Source organism: Bacillus sp. 204(2023) (genome assembly GCF_037027505.1).
Taxonomy (GTDB): Bacteria; Bacillota; Bacilli; order Bacillales; family Bacillaceae; genus Bacillus; species Bacillus subtilis.
The window spans coordinates 424,864-446,340 of record NZ_JAXCHE010000003.1 but is presented as its reverse complement, the minus strand read 5'-3'; the positions used below and the strand labels follow the sequence as shown (position 1 = coordinate 446,340).

20 protein-coding genes, 2 tRNA genes, 1 rRNA gene and 1 riboswitch are annotated in these 21,477 nt (G+C 43.7%); of the genes, 6 read left to right on the top strand and 17 right to left on the bottom strand.

Going from position 1 to position 21,477, the window contains the following annotated elements; all coding sequences use genetic code 11:
• The 3 genes from WA279_RS09560 to WA279_RS09550 form a co-directional block, all read right to left on the bottom strand.
• Window positions 1-609 (bottom strand): 16S ribosomal RNA (locus tag WA279_RS09560); the annotation flags it as partial.
• A 159-nt stretch (window positions 610-768) separates the two neighbouring features.
• A tRNA-Gly gene (locus tag WA279_RS09555) sits at window positions 769-842 on the bottom strand.
• A gap of 13 nt (window positions 843-855) precedes the next feature.
• Window positions 856-932, bottom strand: a tRNA-Arg gene (locus WA279_RS09550).
• A gap of 326 nt (window positions 933-1,258) precedes the next feature.
• Here WA279_RS09550 and WA279_RS09545 point away from each other — a divergent pair.
• The gene (locus WA279_RS09545) at window positions 1,259-2,113 is read left to right on the top strand and encodes a manganese catalase family protein (RefSeq protein WP_024573398.1); all 855 of its coding nucleotides are present in this window, start codon (window positions 1,259-1,261) and stop codon (window positions 2,111-2,113) included.
• A gap of 58 nt (window positions 2,114-2,171) precedes the next feature.
• On the opposite strand, the gene gmuG is transcribed toward WA279_RS09545, so the two are convergent.
• The 8 genes from gmuG to WA279_RS09505 all read right to left on the bottom strand — a co-directional run bounded on the left by gmuG (window position 2,172) and on the right by WA279_RS09505 (window position 9,418).
• A complete protein-coding gene (gene gmuG / locus WA279_RS09540) occupies window positions 2,172-3,260 on the bottom strand; it encodes a mannan endo-1,4-beta-mannosidase (protein WP_336155209.1) in 1,089 nt (362 codons plus the stop codon).
• Between the two features lie 18 nt (window positions 3,261-3,278).
• Window positions 3,279-4,226, bottom strand: coding sequence for a mannose-6-phosphate isomerase, class I (gene manA / locus WA279_RS09535; protein WP_336155207.1), 948 nt, complete (start codon window positions 4,224-4,226; stop codon window positions 3,279-3,281).
• Window positions 4,223-5,122, bottom strand: coding sequence for a fructokinase GmuE (gene gmuE, locus WA279_RS09530; protein ID WP_336155205.1), 900 nt, complete (start codon window positions 5,120-5,122; stop codon window positions 4,223-4,225). Before gmuE ends, manA begins: the two co-directional genes overlap by 4 nt.
• 28 nt (window positions 5,123-5,150) lie before the next feature.
• On the bottom strand, window positions 5,151-5,864 hold the full coding sequence (gene gmuR, locus WA279_RS09525; protein WP_015715336.1) for a transcriptional regulator GmuR: 714 nt from the start codon (window positions 5,862-5,864) through the stop codon (window positions 5,151-5,153).
• 148 nt (window positions 5,865-6,012) lie between these two features.
• Complete coding sequence (gmuD, locus tag WA279_RS09520) at window positions 6,013-7,410, bottom strand: 6-phospho-beta-glucosidase GmuD (protein ID WP_336155204.1); 1,398 nt, start codon at window positions 7,408-7,410, stop codon at window positions 6,013-6,015.
• Window positions 7,411-7,427: 17 nt separating this feature from the next.
• Entirely contained in the window at window positions 7,428-8,756 is a 1,329-nt protein-coding gene (gene celB, locus WA279_RS09515) for a PTS cellobiose transporter subunit IIC (protein ID WP_003244271.1), read from the bottom strand.
• An 18-nt stretch (window positions 8,757-8,774) separates the two neighbouring features.
• The gene (locus WA279_RS09510) at window positions 8,775-9,107 is read right to left on the bottom strand and encodes a PTS lactose/cellobiose transporter subunit IIA (protein WP_049140474.1); all 333 of its coding nucleotides are present in this window, start codon (window positions 9,105-9,107) and stop codon (window positions 8,775-8,777) included.
• The gene (locus WA279_RS09505) at window positions 9,107-9,418 is read right to left on the bottom strand and encodes a PTS sugar transporter subunit IIB (protein ID WP_003242472.1); all 312 of its coding nucleotides are present in this window, start codon (window positions 9,416-9,418) and stop codon (window positions 9,107-9,109) included. Before WA279_RS09505 ends, WA279_RS09510 begins: the two co-directional genes overlap by 1 nt.
• A gap of 176 nt (window positions 9,419-9,594) precedes the next feature.
• Window positions 9,595-9,694: riboswitch (purine riboswitch) on the top strand.
• Between the two features lie 55 nt (window positions 9,695-9,749).
• Between WA279_RS09505 and pbuE the strand changes: the two genes are divergently transcribed.
• Entirely contained in the window at window positions 9,750-10,916 is a 1,167-nt protein-coding gene (gene pbuE, locus WA279_RS09500) for a purine transporter PbuE (protein ID WP_003234105.1), read from the top strand.
• A gap of 15 nt (window positions 10,917-10,931) precedes the next feature.
• Here the strand turns inward: pbuE and WA279_RS09495 are convergent, their stop codons facing one another.
• Both WA279_RS09495 and WA279_RS09490 read right to left on the bottom strand, forming a co-directional pair.
• Complete coding sequence (locus WA279_RS09495) at window positions 10,932-11,558, bottom strand: YdhK family protein (protein ID WP_077671242.1); 627 nt, start codon at window positions 11,556-11,558, stop codon at window positions 10,932-10,934.
• Between the two features lie 133 nt (window positions 11,559-11,691).
• Window positions 11,692-12,669: an HD domain-containing protein gene (locus tag WA279_RS09490; protein WP_336155200.1), complete on the bottom strand. Its 978-nt coding sequence runs from the start codon at window positions 12,667-12,669 to the stop codon at window positions 11,692-11,694.
• An 85-nt stretch (window positions 12,670-12,754) separates the two neighbouring features.
• Between WA279_RS09490 and WA279_RS09485 the strand changes: the two genes are divergently transcribed.
• Together WA279_RS09485 and WA279_RS09480 are read left to right on the top strand one after the other, a co-directional pair.
• Window positions 12,755-13,234 carry a GNAT family N-acetyltransferase gene (locus WA279_RS09485; RefSeq protein ID WP_336155199.1) on the top strand — a complete coding sequence of 160 codons (480 nt, stop codon included), beginning with the start codon at window positions 12,755-12,757 and terminating at the stop codon, window positions 13,232-13,234.
• 17 nt (window positions 13,235-13,251) lie between these two features.
• Complete coding sequence (locus tag WA279_RS09480; protein WP_251187155.1) at window positions 13,252-13,749, top strand: YdhH/YoaO family protein; 498 nt, start codon at window positions 13,252-13,254, stop codon at window positions 13,747-13,749.
• 74 nt (window positions 13,750-13,823) lie between these two features.
• On the opposite strand, the gene fra is transcribed toward WA279_RS09480, so the two are convergent.
• Entirely contained in the window at window positions 13,824-14,195 is a 372-nt protein-coding gene (fra, locus tag WA279_RS09475) for an iron chaperone frataxin (protein ID WP_251187156.1), read from the bottom strand.
• Between the two features lie 361 nt (window positions 14,196-14,556).
• Between fra and phoB the strand changes: the two genes are divergently transcribed.
• A complete protein-coding gene (gene phoB, locus WA279_RS09470; protein ID WP_326228453.1) occupies window positions 14,557-15,945 on the top strand; it encodes an alkaline phosphatase PhoB in 1,389 nt (462 codons plus the stop codon).
• A gap of 65 nt (window positions 15,946-16,010) precedes the next feature.
• Window positions 16,011-16,718: a DUF4352 domain-containing protein gene (locus WA279_RS09465; RefSeq protein WP_336155195.1), complete on the top strand. Its 708-nt coding sequence runs from the start codon at window positions 16,011-16,013 to the stop codon at window positions 16,716-16,718.
• A 580-nt stretch (window positions 16,719-17,298) separates the two neighbouring features.
• Here WA279_RS09465 and WA279_RS09460 read toward each other — a convergent pair.
• From WA279_RS09460 to WA279_RS09450, 3 genes are all read right to left on the bottom strand, one after another.
• A complete protein-coding gene (locus tag WA279_RS09460) occupies window positions 17,299-18,429 on the bottom strand; it encodes a BclA C-terminal domain-containing protein (RefSeq protein WP_336155193.1) in 1,131 nt (376 codons plus the stop codon).
• A 382-nt stretch (window positions 18,430-18,811) separates the two neighbouring features.
• Window positions 18,812-19,996, bottom strand: coding sequence for a glycosyltransferase (locus tag WA279_RS09455; protein WP_251187159.1), 1,185 nt, complete (start codon window positions 19,994-19,996; stop codon window positions 18,812-18,814).
• A 160-nt stretch (window positions 19,997-20,156) separates the two neighbouring features.
• Window positions 20,157-21,419 carry a glycoside hydrolase family 18 protein gene (locus WA279_RS09450; protein WP_336155190.1) on the bottom strand — a complete coding sequence of 421 codons (1,263 nt, stop codon included), beginning with the start codon at window positions 21,417-21,419 and terminating at the stop codon, window positions 20,157-20,159.
• Window positions 21,420-21,477 lie beyond the last annotated feature (58 nt).

The following is a 21,477-nucleotide window of genomic DNA, read 5'->3' as shown; positions in this document are numbered from 1 at the left end:
TCAGACTTAAGAAACCGCCTGCGAGCCCTTTACGCCCAATAATTCCGGACAACGCTTGCCACCTACGTATTACCGCGGCTGCTGGCACGTAGTTAGCCGTGGCTTTCTGGTTAGGTACCGTCAAGGTACCGCCCTATTCGAACGGTACTTGTTCTTCCCTAACAACAGAGCTTTACGATCCGAAAACCTTCATCACTCACGCGGCGTTGCTCCGTCAGACTTTCGTCCATTGCGGAAGATTCCCTACTGCTGCCTCCCGTAGGAGTCTGGGCCGTGTCTCAGTCCCAGTGTGGCCGATCACCCTCTCAGGTCGGCTACGCATCGTCGCCTTGGTGAGCCGTTACCTCACCAACTAGCTAATGCGCCGCGGGTCCATCTGTAAGTGGTAGCCGAAGCCACCTTTTATGTTTGAACCATGCGGTTCAAACAACCATCCGGTATTAGCTCCGGTTTCCCGGAGTTATCCCAGTCTTACAGGCAGGTTACCCACGTGTTACTCACCCGTCCGCCGCTAACATCAGGGAGCAAGCTCCCATCTGTCCGCTCGACTTGCATGTATTAGGCACGCCGCCAGCGTTCGTCCTGAGCCAGGATCAAACTCTCCGATAAATGGATCACAGGTTAAGTTCACCGCATCTGCGGCGACACCTGTGTGACCTGCGTCGTGCAGGCCCTAGTTTGACTGACTACGCACATCGCTGTGCGATTTTTAAAAATGAATTAACAGGTACGTTTTGTCTTGTTTAGTTTTCAAAGATCATTCAATAATGGAGCGGGTGATGAGAATCGAACTCACGACATCAGCTTGGAAGGCTGAGGTTTTACCACTAAACTACACCCGCGTGGTATCTTAAATGGCGCGCCCGAGAGGAGTCGAACCCCTAACCTTTTGATCCGTAGTCAAACGCTCTATCCAATTGAGCTACGGGCGCTTATCAAGCGACTTAACTATCATACTATCATTTGATGGTGAAGTCAAGAAGTTTTTTTAAAATGTTTTTTCGAATCTTTTTCAATTCGACTTTTCTTATTATACACATTTTTAAAATCTTGTAAACACCTTAGAAAAACTTTTTTTGTTTTTCGTTTTGTTTCACGCTGTTCATCAGCGACGTTTAATAATATACCATGCCTGTTTTATTTGGTCAACACTTTTTCTGTATTTTTTATTCTCTTCTTTCACCCCTTCTCATGTATATATTTTATCTCATCTTACAAATAATATAAGAAAATCTCTTAAGAAGAAATGAGGCGTGTTATGTATTACTACAAAGAGGAACTGATTAATATCATTAAACCGGACAAGCCAGACCCGGCAGCTGCTAAGGTCCTGCAGGAGATATTAGGCGGTCATTACGGAGAAATGCGTACAATGATGCAGTTTTTTTTCCAAAGCTCTAATTTCAGAGGAAAGCAGAAACAGTATCGCGATCTGCTTCGCGGCATTTTTTTAGAGGAGATTGCCCACGTTGAACTGGTTCAAAACACAATCAATGCTTTATTAGATGAATCAGGCGGTGAAGGTGTCGGCAGTCAAGGTACAGATCAAGCGCCACTTGATGAAGCGGTTAAACATGCTAATCCTCATCATTATATTATTGGAGCGCAAAGTTCCCTTCCTGTTGATGCAGGGGGCAATCCGTGGAACGGGTCATGGGTGTATAACCACGGAAACTTAATTACTGACCTGCTGGATAACCTGCTTCTTGAGTCGACAGGTGTGCTGCAAAAAACAAGAATTTATGAAATGAGCTCTAATCAGACGTTCCGCGAAACACTTGCTTTTCTGATTGTACGCGACAATGCTCACCAGAATGCATTCGCGAAAGCGCTCGAGACATTGGGCGTTGAATGGGCGAAGCTGCTCCCTGTGCCAAATTATGACATTAATAAATATCCTGAGTGCAGAAAGTATGTCGAATTAGGCTACCATAATGCACAGTTTAACTTTAGGTTGGATGAAACGAGAATCAGTGAAATCTATCAAGGGAAATCTCCAAGCCGAAATGGCGGAGAGTTACAAGTAATAGATCCTCCGGCAGGGTTTCCCGTACCAGTGCTTCCTGAAATACCGAATGAACACAGTCCTGGGTTAGGCGATATGAATGCTTAATCCAGTGGGAAGGTGCTCAAGAAACTTCTTGAGCACCTTCTTATTGTACATTACTGATTCATTCAACGATTGGCGTTAAAGAATCACCATTCCATATTTCTCCCTTGTTGAGTGTCCAGCTGTCATGATATAAAGCTGAAGCACCCTTGTTTACTGCTGGGCTCCATTCATCATTCCATGCCAGAAAGTAAATGGTTTTAGGATATTTTTGTTTTATTGCATTGATGAACAGGCTGTAATCGAAGCTGCCGTTTGCTGTTTGCGGGCCGACTTCTGTAAAAGCAAATGGTTTATTAAGCGTTGTTAGCTGATCGTATCCATTGATCGAGTAGGCATCTTGAAAATACGCATCTAATCCGACAATATCCACGTAAGACGCGCCCGGGTAAAAATCAGTTTTAAAATCTCGGTTGGCGTCGGGAGAGTAAACCCAAATCAAATGATCAAGTCCTCTTGTGTCGGTCATATAATGATAGATTTTCTTGTAGAGCTGTTTATATAGAGAGATTCTTTCATTATCCTTTTGGTTATATGATGTAAGTCCCCACCAAAACCATTCGCCGTTCATTTCATGCAGCGGCCTGAACAGAACAGGCACACCTTGGTTCTCCAGCTCTTGAAGTCCGTCAGCAATTTTGCTGAACATGGCATTTAGCCGCTTTCCTTCTGCTGTTGAAGAATCTAGTATTTTTTTATACTGATCGTTTGTAATCGGTGTTTTAAAATGCCCTGACTGAAAAGCAGGGTTCGCCAGGTGCAAACTAATTTGCGGAATTCCGCCATTTTTCCAATACGAAATTAAATCACCGTTGCAGCTTACATCTATTGAATCTTCAATTTTAGCTGTTTCAAGCCACCCTCTGGCATAATCGCAGCCGTAAATAGCAGGCGATTGCCCGGTGGCGCTTCGGATTCTATCAGCCTCAGCCATAGAAAATGTGTCATGACTGTAACCTCCGAACGCTCCGGAAAGGACTCTGTTTTCCGTTCGGTTCGGCAGGTGTGCAAGCCAGTTCATCACTGCTTTTGTTGTCTGCTGGGCATTAGGATTCACAGGCGACACAGTATGCGCTTCAATTGGTTTTGCTAAAACAGCAGACGCAAGTAAAAATATAATGAGCAAAGAGATCGTATGTTTCTTAAACAAATGCAACTCCCCCATTCATTAAGGATGAGATATCATGAATTCACATGTTCCTTCTATTGAAAACTCGCCAAAATGCGCAGGCAAGACAAAGTGTGAGCCTGCATTGCATTCATACTGAATACCATTATTTATGATTCGTCCTGATCCGCTCAGAACACTCCCCAGCAAATAGGTTTGATGTGAAGGAAAAGCAGCTCGGCCGCTAATCTTCCATTTGTACACTGAGAAATAATCTGATTGCACATAAACAATGATCTCAGCGTTACCAACTTCTTTTACTTCCGGTGTATGCACTTTATCGATATGCGGTATCGTTATAACTTCCATGGCTTTTTCTATATGAAGAGTTCTTTTTTGGCCCTGGTCATTACAGCGGTCATAATCGTATACGCGATACGTTGTATCAGAGTTTTGCTGGATTTCAAGGACAAGGGTTCCCTCACATAAAGCATGGAGTGTACCGCTTGGCACATAAAAGAAATCTCCGGGCTTGATTTTGATTCGCCTCAGCAGACCGTTCCAATCACCGCTTTCTATTCGTTGTTTGAACTCTTCCTTTGTGCTTGCATGATGTCCCAAAATTAGTTCGGCGTCATCTTTGCAATCAATGATATACCAACACTCCGTTTTACCAAGGTCGCCATTTTCGTGCAGTTTTGCATAATCATCATCAGGATGGACTTGCACGGAGAGATCCATATTGGCGTCCAGCAGCTTTACCAGCAGCGGAAACACCTTCCTATCTGGAAAACCGAAAATCTCTGGATGATCTTGCCATACTTGATCTAGTGTCTTTCCTGCCAGCAACCCATTTTTTACAGCCGACGGGCCATGGGCATGTGCAGAAACGGCCCAGCACTCACCTGTTTTTTGTGAGGGTATTGCGTAGCCAAAAGCGTCACGAAGCTTCGTCCCTCCCCATAGTCTTTCTTTAAAGACAGGCTCTAAAAATAAAGGATGCGTCATGATCGCACCTCCCCGGATGCTGCCTCTGCTTGTAAGGCCTGATGCGCCAAAACTAGCGTGCCGATGATTCCGGCGTTACTGCCTAAACGTGGAGGTACAATATAATTACTTATATCATCTGACAATTCAGAAAAATCTAAGTAGCTGTTCATGATTTTTGGTACATATTGATAGATATAAGAAAACACTTGTTTCTGTTGCATGACGCCGCCGCCAAGAATGATTTTTTTAGGTGCAAGGATCAAAATATACTGAGCCAGTGCTTGGGCAATATAGTACCCTTCCAGTTCCCAGACTTGTGCTATATCTGATAAATCCGCGGCTTTTTTTCCCCAGCGCGCTTCAATGGCGGGACCGGAAGCCAAGCCTTCAAAGCAATCTCCATGATAAGGACACTTCCCTTGGTATGCGTCATCCGGGTGCCTCCGGATATAAATATGGCCCATCTCTGGGTGCGACAGCCCCTGAAGGAGCCTGCCCCCTACAATTGCGCCCGCGCCTATGCCAGTCCCAATCGTTATATACAGGCAGCTGTCGAGCCCCTTCGCTTCACCGAAAAGGAATTCACCCAGCGCCGCAGCGTTGACATCTGTACTAAATCCGACTGGGATTTTCATTTCGTTCTTAACGGTTTGCAAAAAGGGGTAGTGTCTCCAGCCCGCTTTCGGCGTGGCCATAATGGTACCGTATGTTTGACTGGTTTTATCGTTATCAACGGGACCAAAGGAGCCAATGCCGATGGCCTGTAATGAAAATTGCCGAAAATATTGAATTACTTTCTCTATCGTTTCTTCCGGCATCTTTGTGGGGAATTCTATTCGGTCAATGATTGTTCCATCTTCCTTACCGACAGCACAAACAATCTTTGTGCCGCCTGCTTCAATACCGCCAAGCATGCAGATGGCCTCCTTGTTGTCTCCGCAATCAGCGCCGTATGTTTACAGAAGTCACAACAAACTTGTCATGCCGATGACGTGAAAAGGAATATTCAAATGGAATCCCGGTATCTAAGAAGCCCACATGTTCCACTTCAAGAATTGGATCATCCTGTTTACAGCCCAGATGCTGCTGGTCAATATGATCAGATTTGCAGGCTCTGATTTTCCGATGCGTTCCGGCGATTTTGAGCTGCAGCACATTTGTAATATGATTGTAGATCGAATCATGAAGGACATCGTCATTAATGCCCGGTATTAAATGAGTCGGCATATATGTTTTTTCTAATACATAGGGTTCACCTTCTACAATTCGCAGCCGAACGACATAATAAACCGGTGTTTTCTGATCAATAGACAAATGGGCGGCCACTTCCTCAGTGGGAAATTGCACTTCAAACTGAATGACCTTGCTTTGGATTTTTTTATCTTTCAGCAAGTTGGTCAATCCGAGAATCTCATTGCTGACTACATGGACATGGTCATCCTGTATTGCAGATTGAATAATAAACGTGCCATGGCCTCGTTTTCTGAACAGCAGACCCTCGGCAACTAAATTATCCAAGGCTCTCTTCATCGTCATGCGGCTTGAGTTAAATTCTTTTGCAAGAGATACTTCATCAGGAATGGGCTGATCGATCGGATATACGTTATTTTTAATTCTATTTCTCATTTCATTTGCAATAATTTCGTATTTATTCATTGGTATCCTCCGGCAGCTGTTAGAGTCTGATATCACATAAGCTTTTACGGATATCATAAGTTCTTTTCCCTATTTCATCAATGTTGCGGATTTTCGTCATCTCTATTCGTTATGATGATTGCCGGAAGATCTTGACCTTTAGGAAAATCTAGAAACCGCTATGCTCAGCAACCTTTTTGAACCATTTTCCGCTCTTTTTGACGGTTCTTTCTCCGTCTTTCTCAAGATTGACTGATACAAATCCGTATCGGTTTTTATAGGCATTTGTCCAAGACCAGTTGTCCATGAACGTCCATAAGTGATAGCCTTTTACGTTTGATCCTTCCTGTATGGCGCGGTGAATCCATTTGAGGTGCTCTTTTATAAATTCAATCCGGTAATCATCTTGAATGATGCCTTGTTCATCCCTGAATCGCTCTTCACCTTCAACCCCCATACCGTTTTCAGAGATAAAACACTCGATGTTGCCGTAGTTTTCTTTTAAATTAATCAAAATATCATAAACGCCTTTTTCATAGATCTCCCAGCCGCGATGCGGATTCATTTTGCGGCCCGGCATGACGTAGGGATCAAAATACCTGTCAGGCAAAAAAGGAGCGTCGGGATTCGGAAGATGTTCTTTCGCTTTCACACGTCTCGGCTGGTAATAATTCACTCCCAACAGGTCAACCGTGTTCTTTTTGATGATGTCAAGATCTTCAGCGTTGTAATCTGGCATAAAGCCTTCATTCTTCAAAATGTCAACCAGCTCTTTGGGAAATTCGCCTTTGACAGATGGGTCTAAAAAAGATCTGTTAAAAAACGCGTCTGCGATTTCCCCGGCTTTCACATCCGCCGGATGGCTGCTTCTCGGGTATGATGGAGTCAAATTTAAAATGATTCCGATTTTTCCGTCCTGCTCCATCTCCCTGTAAACCTGAATCGCACGGGCACTTGACAGCATCGTATGAAATCCAACTTGGACAGCCTCTTTAAAGTCGACCTTGTTTGGATAATGAAAATCATATAGGTATCCGCCTTCTACGGGAACGATTGGTTCATTATGCGTGAACCATTTTTTCACCCGTCCGCCATACAAACGGAAGCAAGTTCTTGCATAGTTTTCATACGCGTCAACCGTCTCTCTGTTGACCCAGCCGCCGATTTTTTGAAGCGCCATCGGCATATCGAAATGAAACAAATTGACAAATGGTTCAATTCCGTTAGCGATCAGCTCATCAATGACATTGTTATAGAAATTTGCGGCTTTATCGTTGATCTCGCCCGTTCCGTTTGGTATTAAACGTGACCAGGAAATCGACATCCGGAACGAGTTGTGGCCAAGCTCCTTCATCAGCCTGATATCTTCTTTATAATTGTCGTAAAATTGGGATGTGGCTGCGGGTCCGACATGGTCAAAAAAACGATGCGGTTCTTTTTCAAACCAATAATCCCATATATTCTGGCCTTTTCCGTCTCTGTCGGCGGCACCCTCCGTTTGTGTTGCTGAAGCGGATGATCCCCACCAAAAATCCTTTGGAAAACGATATTGTTCTGTTTGTGCCAAGTCTCTCTCCCCTTATGTCACATTTTTATGCTGTTATCATTTTGCTGAGCAGCTGTTTCCTGTACAGCCTGTTCTTTTTCTTTTGCCAGATTTAATTTATCCATTGCTTTTAGAAACGGAAACCAAATCACGAAGACAATCAGCAGATTGATAAGCTGCATCACGCCCCCCATGATCGAGTTCGTCGCCATGATGCCATTAATGAATAATGGAACCGTCCACGGCACCGTCACACCAGTCGGAGGCGGAACGAGCCCCGCCGACATGGCCAAATAGGTGACGAGCGTAACAACCATCGGCGCCAGCACCCAAGGCACAATAATGATCGGATTCATGACAATCGGAAGCCCGAAGATAATCGGTTCGTTGACGTTAAAAATACCGGGAGCGAGGCCAAGTTTTGATACTTGCTTCATCTGCCTGCTTTTCATGAATATGAGAATGGTAAACACAATCGCAAGCGTCATCCCGGTTCCGCCCATCCCTACTGTATAAATCTCCATAAACGGTTTTGAAATAATATGAGGGATTTCTTTTCCCGCCGTGTAAGCAGAAAGGTTTTCTACCTGCAGTGTATTCCAAATCGGGTCCATCACGGAGTTGATAATGATCTGTCCATGCAGTCCGAAAAACCAAAGAATTTGAATGAAAAACACGGCAATCAGAGTCGGGATGATACCGCTTCCAAGTCCGACAAGCGGAGCCTGAATCGCGTGATAAATGACGTCGTGCATATTTGTTTTAAAAAACAGAGTCACCATTACGTTAATCAGCAAAAATACGGTCAATGTGATAAAAGCCGGAATAAGTGCGGCGAATGATTTTGCTACAGCAGGCGGAACGCCGGCTGGCATTTTGATTGTCAGGTTTTTTTGAACGATTCTTCTGTAGATTTCGCCAGAAAGAAATGCCGTAATCATCCCAAGAAACATCCCTTTTGCACCGAGACGGTCGACCGGGATAACCCCTGTAATGGCATCTCCTGTTTCTGGCTGAATGATAAATGGCGTTAAGAGCAAAAAGGAAACCAAAGCGATCGCTCCGCCAAATACAGCTTCGACCTGATAGCTTTTTGACAGGTAATAGCCTATCCCGAACACAACAAAGACAGACATAATGCCCATTGTCGCCGTGGAGGCAATGCCGAAATGAGACTGAAACGATGTAAGCATTGAGGCGTTCATGATTTTGTTTAGAAACGGCAAATTCGTTAACACGACAAAAATGGACCCGAATATCGTCAGCGGGAAAGCCAGCATAAATGCATCACGCAGCACTTGCAAATAACGATTATTGTTTAACCTCCCTGCAATTGGAACAAGGAATTGGCTGATTTTCTCGAACACCCTATCCACCCCGATTATTTATAGATTCTTGGTTTTAAAGAGATCAAGCATCTCTTTCACTAATTCTTTCATGGATAATGTTGACATCAGATGATCCTCTGCATGCATAAGCAGCAATGAGAAAGCTTGTGCTTCTCCGCCGGATTCCTTTTGTATCATTTGAAAGTGAATGTCATGGGCCGCGGATAAATCCTGCTCCGCCTTGGCAATGAGGGCATCAGCCTCGTCCTTGTTCCCTTCTTTATAGCTGCGCAGTGATTGTATGATGCAGCTGCGGGCATTTCCGCTGTGCAGGATTAGCTGAAAACTGATTTGCTCGTCTGTTAAATTCGTGATTTTCACCTGTTCCATTATTGATTCACCATTAAGGACAATGCCTGCTCATACGCTTTTTTCCCATCTGCCATTCCGTAGGCCATCATGTCAATGACTTCAACTTGAATGTTGTATTGATCTGCTTCTTTTTGGAGCTCGCTTTTCAGAAAGCTCATTTGCGGACCAATCAAAACGGCATCTGCTTTTCTCATGTCTTCTTTTGCCTTATCTTGGCCAACAGCCCAAATCTCTGCTTCCTCACCGATAGACTGTGCGTATTCCTTCATTTTTGTCACCAATAAACTGGTAGACATTCCTGAACTGCATGCGAGTAATATTTTTTTCAACTGCTATCCCCCCTTGTGATTAAAACGCTTACATGGATTATTATAGTCATTTATTTTTAAATGTCTATACTTTTATAAAATAAATATAATCATACACTTGTCCGGTTCATCACTTTGTAAATTTTTCTATGGAAGATTCATTCATAATGTGGTACACTCATCAACGGAAACGAATCAATTAAATAGCTATTATCACTTGTATAACCTCAATAATATGGTTTGAGGGTGTCTACCAGGAACCGTAAAATCCTGATTACAAAATTTGTTTATGACATTTTTTGTAATCAGGATTTTTTTTATTTATCAAAACATTTAAGTAAAGGAGTTTGTTATGAATTTCAAAGTTTTCCTGCTTGCAGCTTCTACGATTGCAGTCGGATTGGTTGAGTTAATTGTGGGGGGAATTCTTCCTCAGATCGCAAATGATTTAGACATTTCCATTGTTTCAGCCGGACAGCTGATCAGTGTGTTTGCGCTGGGATATGCAGTATCTGGGCCGCTGCTTTTGGCATTGACTGCGAAGATTGAGCGGAAGCGCTTATATTTAATTGCTTTATTTGTTTTCTTCCTTAGCAATCTTGTCGCCTATTTCAGCCCTAATTTCGCAACACTGATGGTATCTAGGGTATTGGCAGCAATGAGTACAGGGCTGATTGTTGTGCTTTCTTTAACAATTGCCCCGAAAATTGTAGCGCCTGAATACAGAGCCCGCGCAATCGGAATTATTTTTATGGGATTCAGCTCTGCTATCGCATTAGGCGTGCCGCTCGGAATCTTAATCAGCGATTCCTTCGGGTGGCGGATTTTATTCCTTGGCATCGGCCTGTTGGCGCTGATCTCCATGCTGATTATTTCAATCTTCTTTGAAAGAATACCAGCGGAGAAAATGATTCCTTTCCGGGAACAACTCAAGACGATCGGTAATCTGAAAATCGCGAGTTCACACCTCGTCACGATGTTTACATTAGCTGGCCACTACACGCTATACGCTTACTTTGCGCCGTTTTTAGAAGAGACTCTTCACCTGAGCTCTTTCTGGGTCAGCATTTGTTATTTCCTTTTCGGGATATCTGCTGTATGCGGAGGCCCTTTCGGAGGAGCGCTATCTGACCGGCTTGGTTCCTTTAAGAGCATTTTGCTGGTGACCGGTTCCTTTGCCATCATTATGTTCTTACTGCCGCTGTCTACATCGTCTATGATTTTCTTTTTGCCTGTCATGGTGATTTGGGGTCTTCTGAGCTGGAGCCTCGCCCCAGCTCAGCAAAGCTATTTAATTGAAATTGCACCTGATTCGTCTGACATTCAGCAAAGCTTTAACACATCGGCCCTCCAAGTCGGAATTGCCCTTGGCTCAGCCATTGGCGGTGTTGTTTTGGATCAGACGGGTACTGTGGTGTCAACAGCATGGTGCGGCGGATCGATTGTGATCATCGCTGTCCTGTTTGCTTTCATTTCTTTAACAAGACCTGTTCAGACAGCAAAAAAATCCTCCTTGTAAAAGGAGGATTTTTTATTATTTAGCTGAAAGCTCATCTTCTGTGACCCATTTGTGGTTTTTCACTTTTTCGCCGCTCGTTGTCGATGTATAGTCAACCATGTATACAGTTGTTTTTTCCGCGGAATCGATCTCGGCTGTTGCTCCTTTCATGCCTTTCATATGAGAAGCCTCTAAAATCACCTGATCTCCGGGCTGTAACGTTTTATCTCCAGCATCTTTGATTTCTTCTTGGATCACCCATTTGTGATGATCCACACGCTGTCCCCCATTAGTCGGAGTATAAGAAACAACATACGCCGTTGTATCATAGGCGCCTGTTACCGTAGCTTCGGCACCTTTCATGCCTTTCATATGGGAAGTATTGATGGTTACCTGGCTGCCTACTTTGTATTTCGGATTTTTAGATTCCTGTAATCCCTCTGGAACGTCAGCTGATCCAGAATGGTCCATCTCTTCATGTGTTGAGGAGTCTGAATGATTGTCATGTGTGCTTTGTTTCGTACTGTTGTTATTGCCGCATGCTGATAAAACTAAAACAAGAGATAACATCAGAATTCCCAGTGCATTTTTAGAGATTTTCATGTTCATTCTCCTTTGCTTCATTTTTTTCCTGTAACTTTTGCCCGCAGATAATGAAAACATGCCCTCTCGATAATACTATACCCCCGAACGGTATGTAAATACGCTGATATTCTCATAAAGCGTTCCCGCAGTTTGTCCTATTCCCCTTTGTTTGCAAAGCCAAACATGAAAAAAAGCCGCTGTCAGGCGGCAATTACTGATTTAAGATTTTTATATACACACCTTTTTTTGCTTTTTGATAAGCGGCCTCACCCATTTTCCTCACCTTTTCAGAAGCATCTGAGGATTTGATCCATTCGCCATCAAGAAAAATGGATGGATCGATTAGGCGCATTTTCTTCTTTTGATGGAAATCGTACTGGATGTCATCTTCTATTACTTGTATGCCGGGATGAATAGATGTAAGCAAGCTCAGGACTTCTTCATTTTTTGATGCACGCAGGATGTTCAGTACCTCTTGGTCTGTTTTCAGGAGGTCCTCTGCGGATATGACATCTTGCCGCAGCGCTGCCTTCAATGCTCGCGCTAAATATTCATATCCATATACATTCACAGGATTCAAAAAGAAATCAATCACTTCCTTGTAGTACACACTGACAAACCATTCGGCGGCTTCAATACTATCAGGAAACATCCTTCCGTTTCTCACAATAAGATGATCCAAAAAGGTTTGCGCTTCGTGCAGGCTAATGTGTCCATATCGGTACATATCACGCAGCGTATAGTCTGTCCGATCAGCACACAGCTCCGGTGCGGGCTGTTCGAGCAATGTCCACCTTGAATCGTCAGATAAAAGTTCTTCAGTATGATAGCCGTGTTTTTGTAAAATGTCCGGGATTTCAGAGTGAACAATGACTTGTTGAAAGATGTTTTCATGATAGTCTTCTGCTTGATTTTCAAAGACAACGTCGACCACATGAGAAAAAGCTGTGTGTGATACGTCGTGGAGAAGACCTGCAATCTGTTCTTCTATCGTTCCTCCGAGCTTTTTGATCAGGAGCATTACGCCGATGGAGTGCTCATACCTAGTCACATTCCACTTTCGATTGACTAAAAAGCTTGCTCCGCCTTGATAGATTCCTTTTAATCTTTGCACAGGAGCGCTTTTGATAAGCTCTTCCAGCACTCCATCTATATGGTGATGCCCGTAAATAACATCGCTGATTTCCATGCCGTCACCTCAACATCTATTTTTTTTGTTATATATTGTTTATATTGATAGTACATATGCAATCTTTCAATAGAGGAGTGTTACGATGATCATCATCCCAAACAATGAGATAGCGAAACATATGTTGACCGATTTTTTTGCCAAGCATTGGAGTACACCCGAGATGGCGATTTCCAGCGGCATTTTTCGGTGTGATGAATTAGATGGCTATGCCGTTGTAAATGAGAGTGACGAAATCATCGGTTGTATTACATACTTGATAGATGGGAAAGATTGTGAAATTATTTCATTAGATAGTATGATTGAAAATAAAGGAATCGGCACAGCTTTACTTCAGCAGGTTGAAGAGACGGCTAAACATGCACATTGTCAACGAATAAAGCTTATCACAACGAATGATAATGTACATGCGATGGCGTTTTATCAAAAGAGAGGCTATCAATTCGCCGAAGTGTTTCCGAACGCAGTTGAAAAAGCGCGCCGACTCAAGCCGGAGATTCCCGAGGTGGCTGAAAACGGCATTTTGATTCGGGATGAAATTCTATTTTCGAAGGTAATTGATTAAACGAATAGGAGTCTTTTATGTCCAGTCATTATAAATATCCTCTCATTTTCACGGCATTCCTATTAATCGCTTTCTGCTTGATCTTTTTTTCCTATCACCTGATTCATCATGTTCGTTTGGAGTATCCGAATTGGCAGGGAGAAAGCAAAGACCAGAATTGGGAAGCTGTTTTCAAAAAAAATGAAGATGCACCGAATGAATACAGCGGTAAACTTTATTGGATCGGTGATACAATTGAAACAGACAACACTTATTTGGAATCACTGATTGTAAAAAAGGATGATGAAGTTCTGCTGAGTTCTGACACGGAAATCCCGATGCATGATTATGCTGGAGGCACTTTTTCTGATGGAAGCGCAAAAGAAAAGTCCGTTTCTTTTTTAGAGCGGTTAGATGGACATGAGCTTGAAGGCCATGATATTACGATTGAAGTGAAATGGAAACAAGGTAATCATTATTCTGCGAGCCAGCTTACGCTCAATGAAAAGACCTTGTTTGAAGAAAAGCAGCAATAGATGATCAAAACGAAAAATAGACAAATGAAAAGGCATAACATATTTTATACAGCTCATATGTTATGCCTTTTTCTTCATTTCCGCCAAAAAGTGGAGCAGTCTGCCTTATCCCGAATATTAAACTCAATCATGTTCTCAAGTAGCGTGTAATCAACTGGACCGTTCCAAGGGATACGTATCAGCTGCTCGGTGTAATCATATCCGGCCTTCACAATATCATCCTCTACGTGCGCTATCGTTACTTTTTCAGGAGCGACAGCTAAATGCTTTTTAGAAACACTAAAGCCAATAATAAATGTACCGTGATCCGTAAACATCGGCTGGTTCCATTTTATTTCTGTATGTAAATTTGGATATTTATTTATTATCCAAGTCAACACCTCATCCGTTCTTTCTCGGTGGAACGGGTCATCAATCCCCGCTAAATACTCAGAAAAAACGTCCATGTTGTTCCCTCCTAAAATAAAATGATGCCACTCCATATGAATTGCTCAGACATGTGCTTACTCAATACCTCTTTCCAACGTAATACTTAAAATTGTTCAAGATGTAAGCGGGTTGCTTCTATGCGACTATAGCAGATTTCAGTCCGCCTATCCACGGCCAGTATCTATTCCTCCAATTTATTTCTTTAGTACTATAGCTCTTTCCTTCTAAAACTTCTCATAAAAGAATAACCATTATTTAAGGGTGCCAGTTCATTATTCTTGTAAATCCAATCTTTAAAATCCATTAATACTAGCTTAACAGTTTAAAAATATAATTGGGTTGTCATTGAGATTCATCTATATTTAGGAGGTTATCCAGTTGAAAAAATTCCCGAAGAAATTACTGCCTATCGCGGTTTTATCATCAATTGCGTTCAGCAGCTTAGCCAGCGGCAGTGTGCCTGAAGCCAGCGCCCAGGAAAAGAAAAAGGGAAACCAAGACGAAATTAAAAATGTTATTGTTCTGATTGGTGATGGTATGGGTGTGTCTTATACGTCCGCTTATCGATACTTAAAGGATAATAAAAAGACAAAAGTTGTGGAGCCTACGGCTTTTGATCAGTATCTTGTCGGCCAGCAAACAACTTACCCCGATGATCCAGAACAAAATGTAACGGATTCTGCAGCGGCGGCAACGGCTATGTCTGCGGGAATTAAAACATACAATAATGCCATAGCCGTTGATAACGACGGGTCAGAAGCCAAAACGGTACTTGAAGCGGCGAAGGAAAAAGGAAAAGCAACAGGACTTGTGGCCACTTCTGAAATTACACACGCTACTCCGGCCTCTTTCGGTTCACATGACCACAGCCGAAAAAATATGAACTCGATTGCTGATGATTATTTTGATGAGATGGTCAACGGCAAGCACAAAATTGATGTCCTTCTAGGCGGAGGAAAGAGCAATTTTGACCGTAAGGACCGTAATTTGATCAAGGAATTCAAAAAAGCGGGATACAGCTATGTGGATAACCGCAAGGACATGCTGAAAAACAAAGACAGCCAAGTTCTCGGCCTATTCGCTGACGGCGGCCTGCCTAAAAAGATTGACCGGACGAAGGATGTTCCATCACTTAAAGACATGACAAACACAGCCATAAAAAAATTAAACAAGGATAAAGACGGATTCTTCCTCATGGTGGAAGGCAGCCAAATTGACTGGGCGGGCCATGACAATGATATCGTCGGCGCCATGAGCGAGATGGAAGACTTCGAACAAGCTTATAAGGCGGCTATTGATTTCGCTAAAAAAGACAAGCACACATTGGTTGTCGCAACGGCTGACCACTCAACCGGCGGATATTCCATCGGTGCGGACGGCATCTACAATTGGTTCAGTGAACCCATTAAAGCCGCAAAACGCACACCAGACTTTATGGCAGAAAAGATCGCTGACGGCGCGGATGTTGAAAAAACGTTGAAAACATATATCGATCAAAAAAAATTGGCTTTAACAAAAGCCGAAATTCAATCTGTTGAAGAAGCGGCAAAATCGAAGGAAGTACTGGATATCGATAACGCAATCGAGAACATCTTTAATAAACGCTCTCACACTGGATGGACAACAGGCGGACATACCGGTGAAGATGTTCCCGTCTATGCATACGGTCCGTCTAGTGAGACATTTGCCGGCCAAATCGACAATACAGAAATCGCCAAAAATGTCTTCAAGGCTTTACAATACAACATTAAGATTAACGATAAGTAAAAGAATACAAGGTGTCCCGTTGCTTGTATGAAGTAACGGGATCTCTTTTTAATGGAGGAATCATCATGAGAGGAATTCTTTCGATCTTCGTTTTTATCGTCGTGCTCGCGGGCTGCTCATCGAACACCAATACAGAAAAACAAAGTGCTGGCGGAGAGCAAGCGGTAAAAGCTACACCGCAAAGCACATCATCTCAAAAAGACAGCATAGATGACTACCAGCCTAATTCCCAAGTAACCGATGACCGGTCATTGCTGAAGGTGGGCCAAACGTTTTCTGATGACAAGGGAAAAGCTGCTTTAAAGGATATCAAGCAAGTGAATCAAACATATAAGATTAGCGACGTGGAGTTAACAGTAAAAGAAATGAAGCTGATCCACTTGCGCCCAGACTACAGCATGATTGATTACTTTCATGTGTTAACACACGATGAAGAGTTTGATTTTGTTAAGGTCTTTGTTGACATCAAGAACACATCTTCAAAGAAAGTAAATGTTGCGCCGATTGCCTTGATGAAAACAAATACAGGGGAAACTTTTGATTGGAACAAAGATATTTATCTTGAAGAGTTAAATGGCGAATTGGAAGGCGGAGCCGAAAAGTCCGGAAATCTCGGTTTTATTGTAAACGCATCAAGCGGCCATGCTCATGATGAACAATCAGCTGATAAGAAGAAAAAAGAGATCAAGTGGATTGAAATTACAACAAGTGACGTTTTTGACCAAAACCATAAGAAGATCAGTAATTCTAAAAAGATCAAAATTGAATTTTAACGATTGCCTTCCAACATGGAAGGTTTTTTTATCGGTGAAGTTAAACAGATACGATCTTATTTTTTTGGGCGAAAATAGAATAATTCATCTGTTCATCAAGCCCTAACTTTGGAGCTGTTCTTATCGATGCTAAATTGTTAACTTCACTATCCTATCTTGGTGATGGCATATCCAAAACGTTTAGTTGAGCTGTTTGTAGTCATTTCTTCGTCAATTCTTTTTATAGTGCAATCTTTAGATGCTGTAAACCCTGTTTAAGCGATTAAAAGAAAAGGTATATCTTCTCATTTCTACAATACCGATTTTTAGTGTTTTACGCACCCTATCCCAGTTATCACTTGAAGGAAATAAAGTAAATCGAACTTCTTTTTCTTTGCTATAGTGATAAAAGTCTATCAGTGAGTTATGAAATTCAGTATTTTTTTCTTCTCCCCATACAAAATAAATACCTGAGATAAAAAGGACTTGGATCGTTTGTATGATTAACATAAACAAGATCAAAAAAAAGCACTGTTGAAGTATTAAGTACTAGTAAAATCAATAGAGTACTTTTTGTTTGTTCATGACACAGTGCTGATTGTTAGTCTAATTTTTTAATTACAATTGAAGCGTTTACGTTAGTTTGTGTCCCTCCTGCCAAAGTCTGCAGAGTCACTGCGGCAGCGGACGTATGATTTCGAAGAGTTAGAACATCGCCAGCTGCTATGGCTATTATAGCCTGACCATTGTTTTGCTGAGTACCTGCACCCGAACCGTAGACTGTATTCGTAATCGGCGCACCATTTAAAAATAGTGTGAATTGGTTAGGTTCTACTCCCGAAACAGAAAAAGTGACCTCATAGTCTCCCGGAGTGGTAATTGCAATTTGAGAAGTTCCGGGAGCATGTGTAATTCCTGGGGTGGTTATCCCTGTTGAATCAAAAATGACATCAGCCTCTATAGCTACCGTTTGAGCGCTTAAGTTATATATATACCCGTATTCGGATAACCCAGCTGCTCCTGTGCCGGTGGCTCCGGTGGCTCCGGTGGCCCCTGTGGCTCCTGTGGCCCCCGTGGCTCCTGTGGCTCCGGCTGGTCCGGCGTCCCCTGTAGCTCCTGTGGCCCCTGTGCCTCCGGCTGGTCCGGCGTTCCCGGTTGCTCCTGTGGCTCCCGTCGCTCCGGTGGCTCCGGCTGGTCCGACGTCCCCTGTAGCTCCCGCGGCTCCCGTCGCTCCGGTGGCTCCGGCTGGTCCGGCGTCTCCTGTGGCTCCCGTGACTCCTGTTACTCCGGTCGGCCCTGGTGGTCCTGTGGCTCCCGTCGCTCCCGTGGCTCCGGCTGGTCCGGCGTCCCCTGTGGCTCCTGTCGCTCCGGCTGGTCCGGCATCCCCTGTGGCCCCCGTGGCCCCCGTAGCTCCTGTCGCTCCCGTGGCTCCCGTGGATCCGGCCAGCCCTGGTGGTCCGGCGTCTCCTGTGGCTCCCGTGACTCCTGTGGCTCCGGCCGGCCCTGGTGGTCCTGTGGCTCCCGTAGCTCCGGCCAGGCCTGGTGGTCCTGTGGCTCCCGTAGCCCCGGCCAGGCCTGGTGGTCCTGTGGCCCCTGTTGCTCCGGGCAGCCCTGGCAGCCCCGGTGGTCCTTGTGGTCCTTGTGGTCCTGTGGCTCCAATACTGCCTGGAATACCGCGTAATCCGCGTGGTCCCTGCGGCCCTCTTGCTACCCTTACGCAACAGCAGCACATACATGAATGTTTAGGCTCATGATTTTTTTTGGGGCCCACTCTACAACTGGGGCTTGAAGAGTTAGATCCACAGTAAGGGCACCTATGTGACGATTTCCAAGACATAGTTTCTATTCACATCCTTTTATAACTGCACTTTCCATACGCTTATTCATAATATGAAAAATGATTTTGAGTGTGAATTAATCGAAAGTATTCCTTCTGTTGCCGTCTCCCTCTGAAAATGAGCCCTTACATATATCATCCTTTTGCCAAAACCGATGATCCGCAAAATGGCTCCGGTTATCTCCACAATGCCAATAAGACTCTATCAGTAAAAAAGAGTGAGACCGTTTTCATCTCACTCTTTTTTCTTATTTCATGCGAAGGTATTTTTTGCTGTTTATTTTCTCTGCTCTATAAATTGATCGATCCGCTCCATTGCCTCTTCCATATTCATGCAATTATGAAAGCTTTGATTGATTTTTTGAATCCCTTCTATATATCGATCGTTATTCAACACTTCTTCCACTGCATGTTTTAATGACTGCGCGGTTACATGGTCTTTAGATACTGTATAACCGGCTTGTAATTCAGTCAGCCGCTGGGCCACCATTGGTTGGTCCTTATCGTGCGGCATTACAACTAACGGAACGTTAAAATGAATGCCTTCATTTACACTGTTCATTCCCCCGTGAGTGATGAAAACATCTGATTGTTCCAGCACTTCCAATTGAGGCACATACGAAGCAATGATAAAGTTCTCAGGCGCTTGCTTTAATTTTGTCAGATCAGCTTTTTCTCCCGCAGCTATCACGACCTTGCCTTTGACATCAGAAAATGCATCTATACATAAGTTGAAAAACTCTTCTGTTTCGTCTAATACAGTCCCCATTGAAATATAAATGACCTTTTCACCTTTTAGCTGTTCTATCGGGAAATCTGTTTTTTCCGCTCTTTTTGGAAAGCTGGGACCGATAAACAGATATTCATCCCCGAAACGATCGCTTTCAGGCTGAAAATAACGGCTCGTATACACCACATTCAATTCCCCTTTATTGTTCATGAATTGAACCAGGTTTTTCGGGGCAACACCGTACGTTTCTTTCATTTTTGCCAAAAGGTCTTCGCACTCTTGATCCAATTCAAGCGGCGCTCCAGACTCCGGATGCAGCGGCAGGATTTTCAGGTGCTCCTCGCCAAACAAGAAAGACGCCGATGAAGAGACTCCTGGAATATCTAAGTAATCCCTTACCAATTCCCCCGCGCCGAATTTATCATAATAAACAAAATCAAATTGAATGCTCTTAGATAAGTCTTTGACAATCTGTAAAATGTCCAATGACGTTTTGATATGGATTTTCACGAAATCAAGAATGCCATTGGGCGAACCGACATGAATAGGTGTTGTTCGCAGCAGATCCCGGTGAAGATGGACCGTTGCTCCCGTTGCTTCTAATCGTTTTTTATATTTTTCAGTGGATATATAATGGACATCATATCCCTTATCGGAAAACGCTTTTGTAATGCCTAAGGTAGGATTCACATGGCCTTCCGCAGGAAAATTCAAAATCAATACTGTCTTCATGTAGACAACTCCCTCTCAAATCGTATTCTGACTCTTTGTTTGATCAGACTACTACTAATCGTAAAATGGGAACACAACCCATGCAAGGTACAAATGAATGAACTATTCTGCTGCTCTGGACTTAATCAAAAAAAAGACACCCCAGCTCTGGTGTCTTTTTTTACACTTTTCTGATCGTAAAAAATTTCCGCAGAAGCCATGGGCCCGGTGTAAAGCCCAGCGTTAACTGCCAAGCGCCAATAGCCTGCAATCTGTATTCGCGGACGGTCTGCATCTTCCGGCTCATGCTCCTGACATCCTCAAACCATACCTCATGCGTCCGCCCCTGCCGATCACTGTACCGGAAAAACGGTGATTGATATTCGGCTGAATATTGTATCGGGGCTTGGTACCTCATCGCTCTTTCGATTGCATTTTGATTTGAAATCGCTGAAGCAACTGTGCCCGGCTGGTACGGGATGATCCAGTCGTACCCGTAGAGCGGGACTCCGATAATGATTTTTCTGCTCGGCACCTGCGCAATCGTAAACTCAATGGTTCTCCTTATTTCAGTAATCGGCGCTACAGGACCCGGCTCACTTCCGGCATGATGCCAATCATAAGCCATGATAAACATATAATTGACAACCGCTCCTATCCCCCCGTAATCGTAGCCTCTCAGCCAGGGAATATTATCGCTTGTTTTTGCCGGAACAGCTATCGTCAGCACATATCCTCCCGCCTGAAGGCGATCTCTCAGCTGACGCAAAAAACCAGTGAAAAGGTCACGATCCTCGGCGCTCACCTTTTCAAAATCGATTGTCACACCGCCATATCCCCTTGTGGAAACTAAGTAATAAATATTGTTGACCAGATTGGTTCTCGCTGTCGGGTTGTTCAGGACTTGGTGAACGAGTTCTGTACTGAATCCTGTTGATGTAAGGTTTGTTATGGTCGCAAGCGGCGTCACCCGTCTTTGCCAAGTTGTCTCAATAGCAGCCGCATCATTCAATTGGTTTGCAATGTCGCCGTTCGGTGCAAAATGGTATTCGAAAATCGAAATCGAAGACGAGTATGGCGCATAATCATTGATTAATTCCCGATCGAGGTCAGGATTTCGGAGCACGTAAAAACTCAATGTCCCCGCAATGTAATTTGAGATCGAAGGAATCGTTATTTTTGCTCCCGCTTGTAAAGCATTTGGGCTGATGCCCGGATTGGCGGCCCGCAGTCGCTCTAATGGCACAAACGCTTTAGCTGCAATGGCGGTAAGCGTATCTCCCGGCTGGACTGTATATACATAAAGAGGGATAAGCAGAGCCTGCCCCGGCACGATATTCGTTTCATCTAAACCATTCACACCCCGTATTTGATCAACAGAAGCACCGTATCTTCTGCCTATCGAAAACAAAGAATCACCAGGCCCGACGATATGGATAAACATGTTTAACCCCCATTATTCGTTAGTCAAACCATCATAAAATCTTATTAACGGGGCCTCT

What these genes read in the sequence shown, in the direction of transcription:
- gmuR (WP_015715336.1), bottom strand. Translation starts at nt 5,864, where the DNA reads ATGAATAAATACGAAATTATTGCAAATGAAATGAGAAATAGAATTAAA.
- WA279_RS09465 (WP_336155195.1), top strand. Translation starts at nt 16,011, where the DNA reads ATGAGAGGAATTCTTTCGATCTTCGTTTTTATCGTCGTGCTCGCGGGC.
- manA (WP_336155207.1), bottom strand. Translation starts at nt 4,226, where the DNA reads ATGACGCATCCTTTATTTTTAGAGCCTGTCTTTAAAGAAAGACTATGG.
- gmuE (WP_336155205.1), bottom strand. Translation starts at nt 5,122, where the DNA reads ATGCTTGGCGGTATTGAAGCAGGCGGCACAAAGATTGTTTGTGCTGTC.
- WA279_RS09490 (WP_336155200.1), bottom strand. Translation starts at nt 12,669, where the DNA reads ATGGAAATCAGCGATGTTATTTACGGGCATCACCATATAGATGGAGTG.
- WA279_RS09510 (WP_049140474.1), bottom strand. Translation starts at nt 9,107, where the DNA reads ATGGAACAGGTGAAAATCACGAATTTAACAGACGAGCAAATCAGTTTT.
- pbuE (WP_003234105.1), top strand. Translation starts at nt 9,750, where the DNA reads ATGAATTTCAAAGTTTTCCTGCTTGCAGCTTCTACGATTGCAGTCGGA.
- WA279_RS09545 (WP_024573398.1), top strand. Translation starts at nt 1,259, where the DNA reads ATGTATTACTACAAAGAGGAACTGATTAATATCATTAAACCGGACAAG.
- WA279_RS09450 (WP_336155190.1), bottom strand. Translation starts at nt 21,419, where the DNA reads ATGTTTATCCATATCGTCGGGCCTGGTGATTCTTTGTTTTCGATAGGC.
- WA279_RS09455 (WP_251187159.1), bottom strand. Translation starts at nt 19,996, where the DNA reads ATGAAGACAGTATTGATTTTGAATTTTCCTGCGGAAGGCCATGTGAAT.
- WA279_RS09485 (WP_336155199.1), top strand. Translation starts at nt 12,755, where the DNA reads ATGATCATCATCCCAAACAATGAGATAGCGAAACATATGTTGACCGAT.
- fra (WP_251187156.1), bottom strand. Translation starts at nt 14,195, where the DNA reads ATGGACGTTTTTTCTGAGTATTTAGCGGGGATTGATGACCCGTTCCAC.
- WA279_RS09460 (WP_336155193.1), bottom strand. Translation starts at nt 18,429, where the DNA reads ATGTGCTGCTGTTGCGTAAGGGTAGCAAGAGGGCCGCAGGGACCACGC.
- WA279_RS09480 (WP_251187155.1), top strand. Translation starts at nt 13,252, where the DNA reads ATGTCCAGTCATTATAAATATCCTCTCATTTTCACGGCATTCCTATTA.
- WA279_RS09495 (WP_077671242.1), bottom strand. Translation starts at nt 11,558, where the DNA reads ATGTTTTCATTATCTGCGGGCAAAAGTTACAGGAAAAAAATGAAGCAA.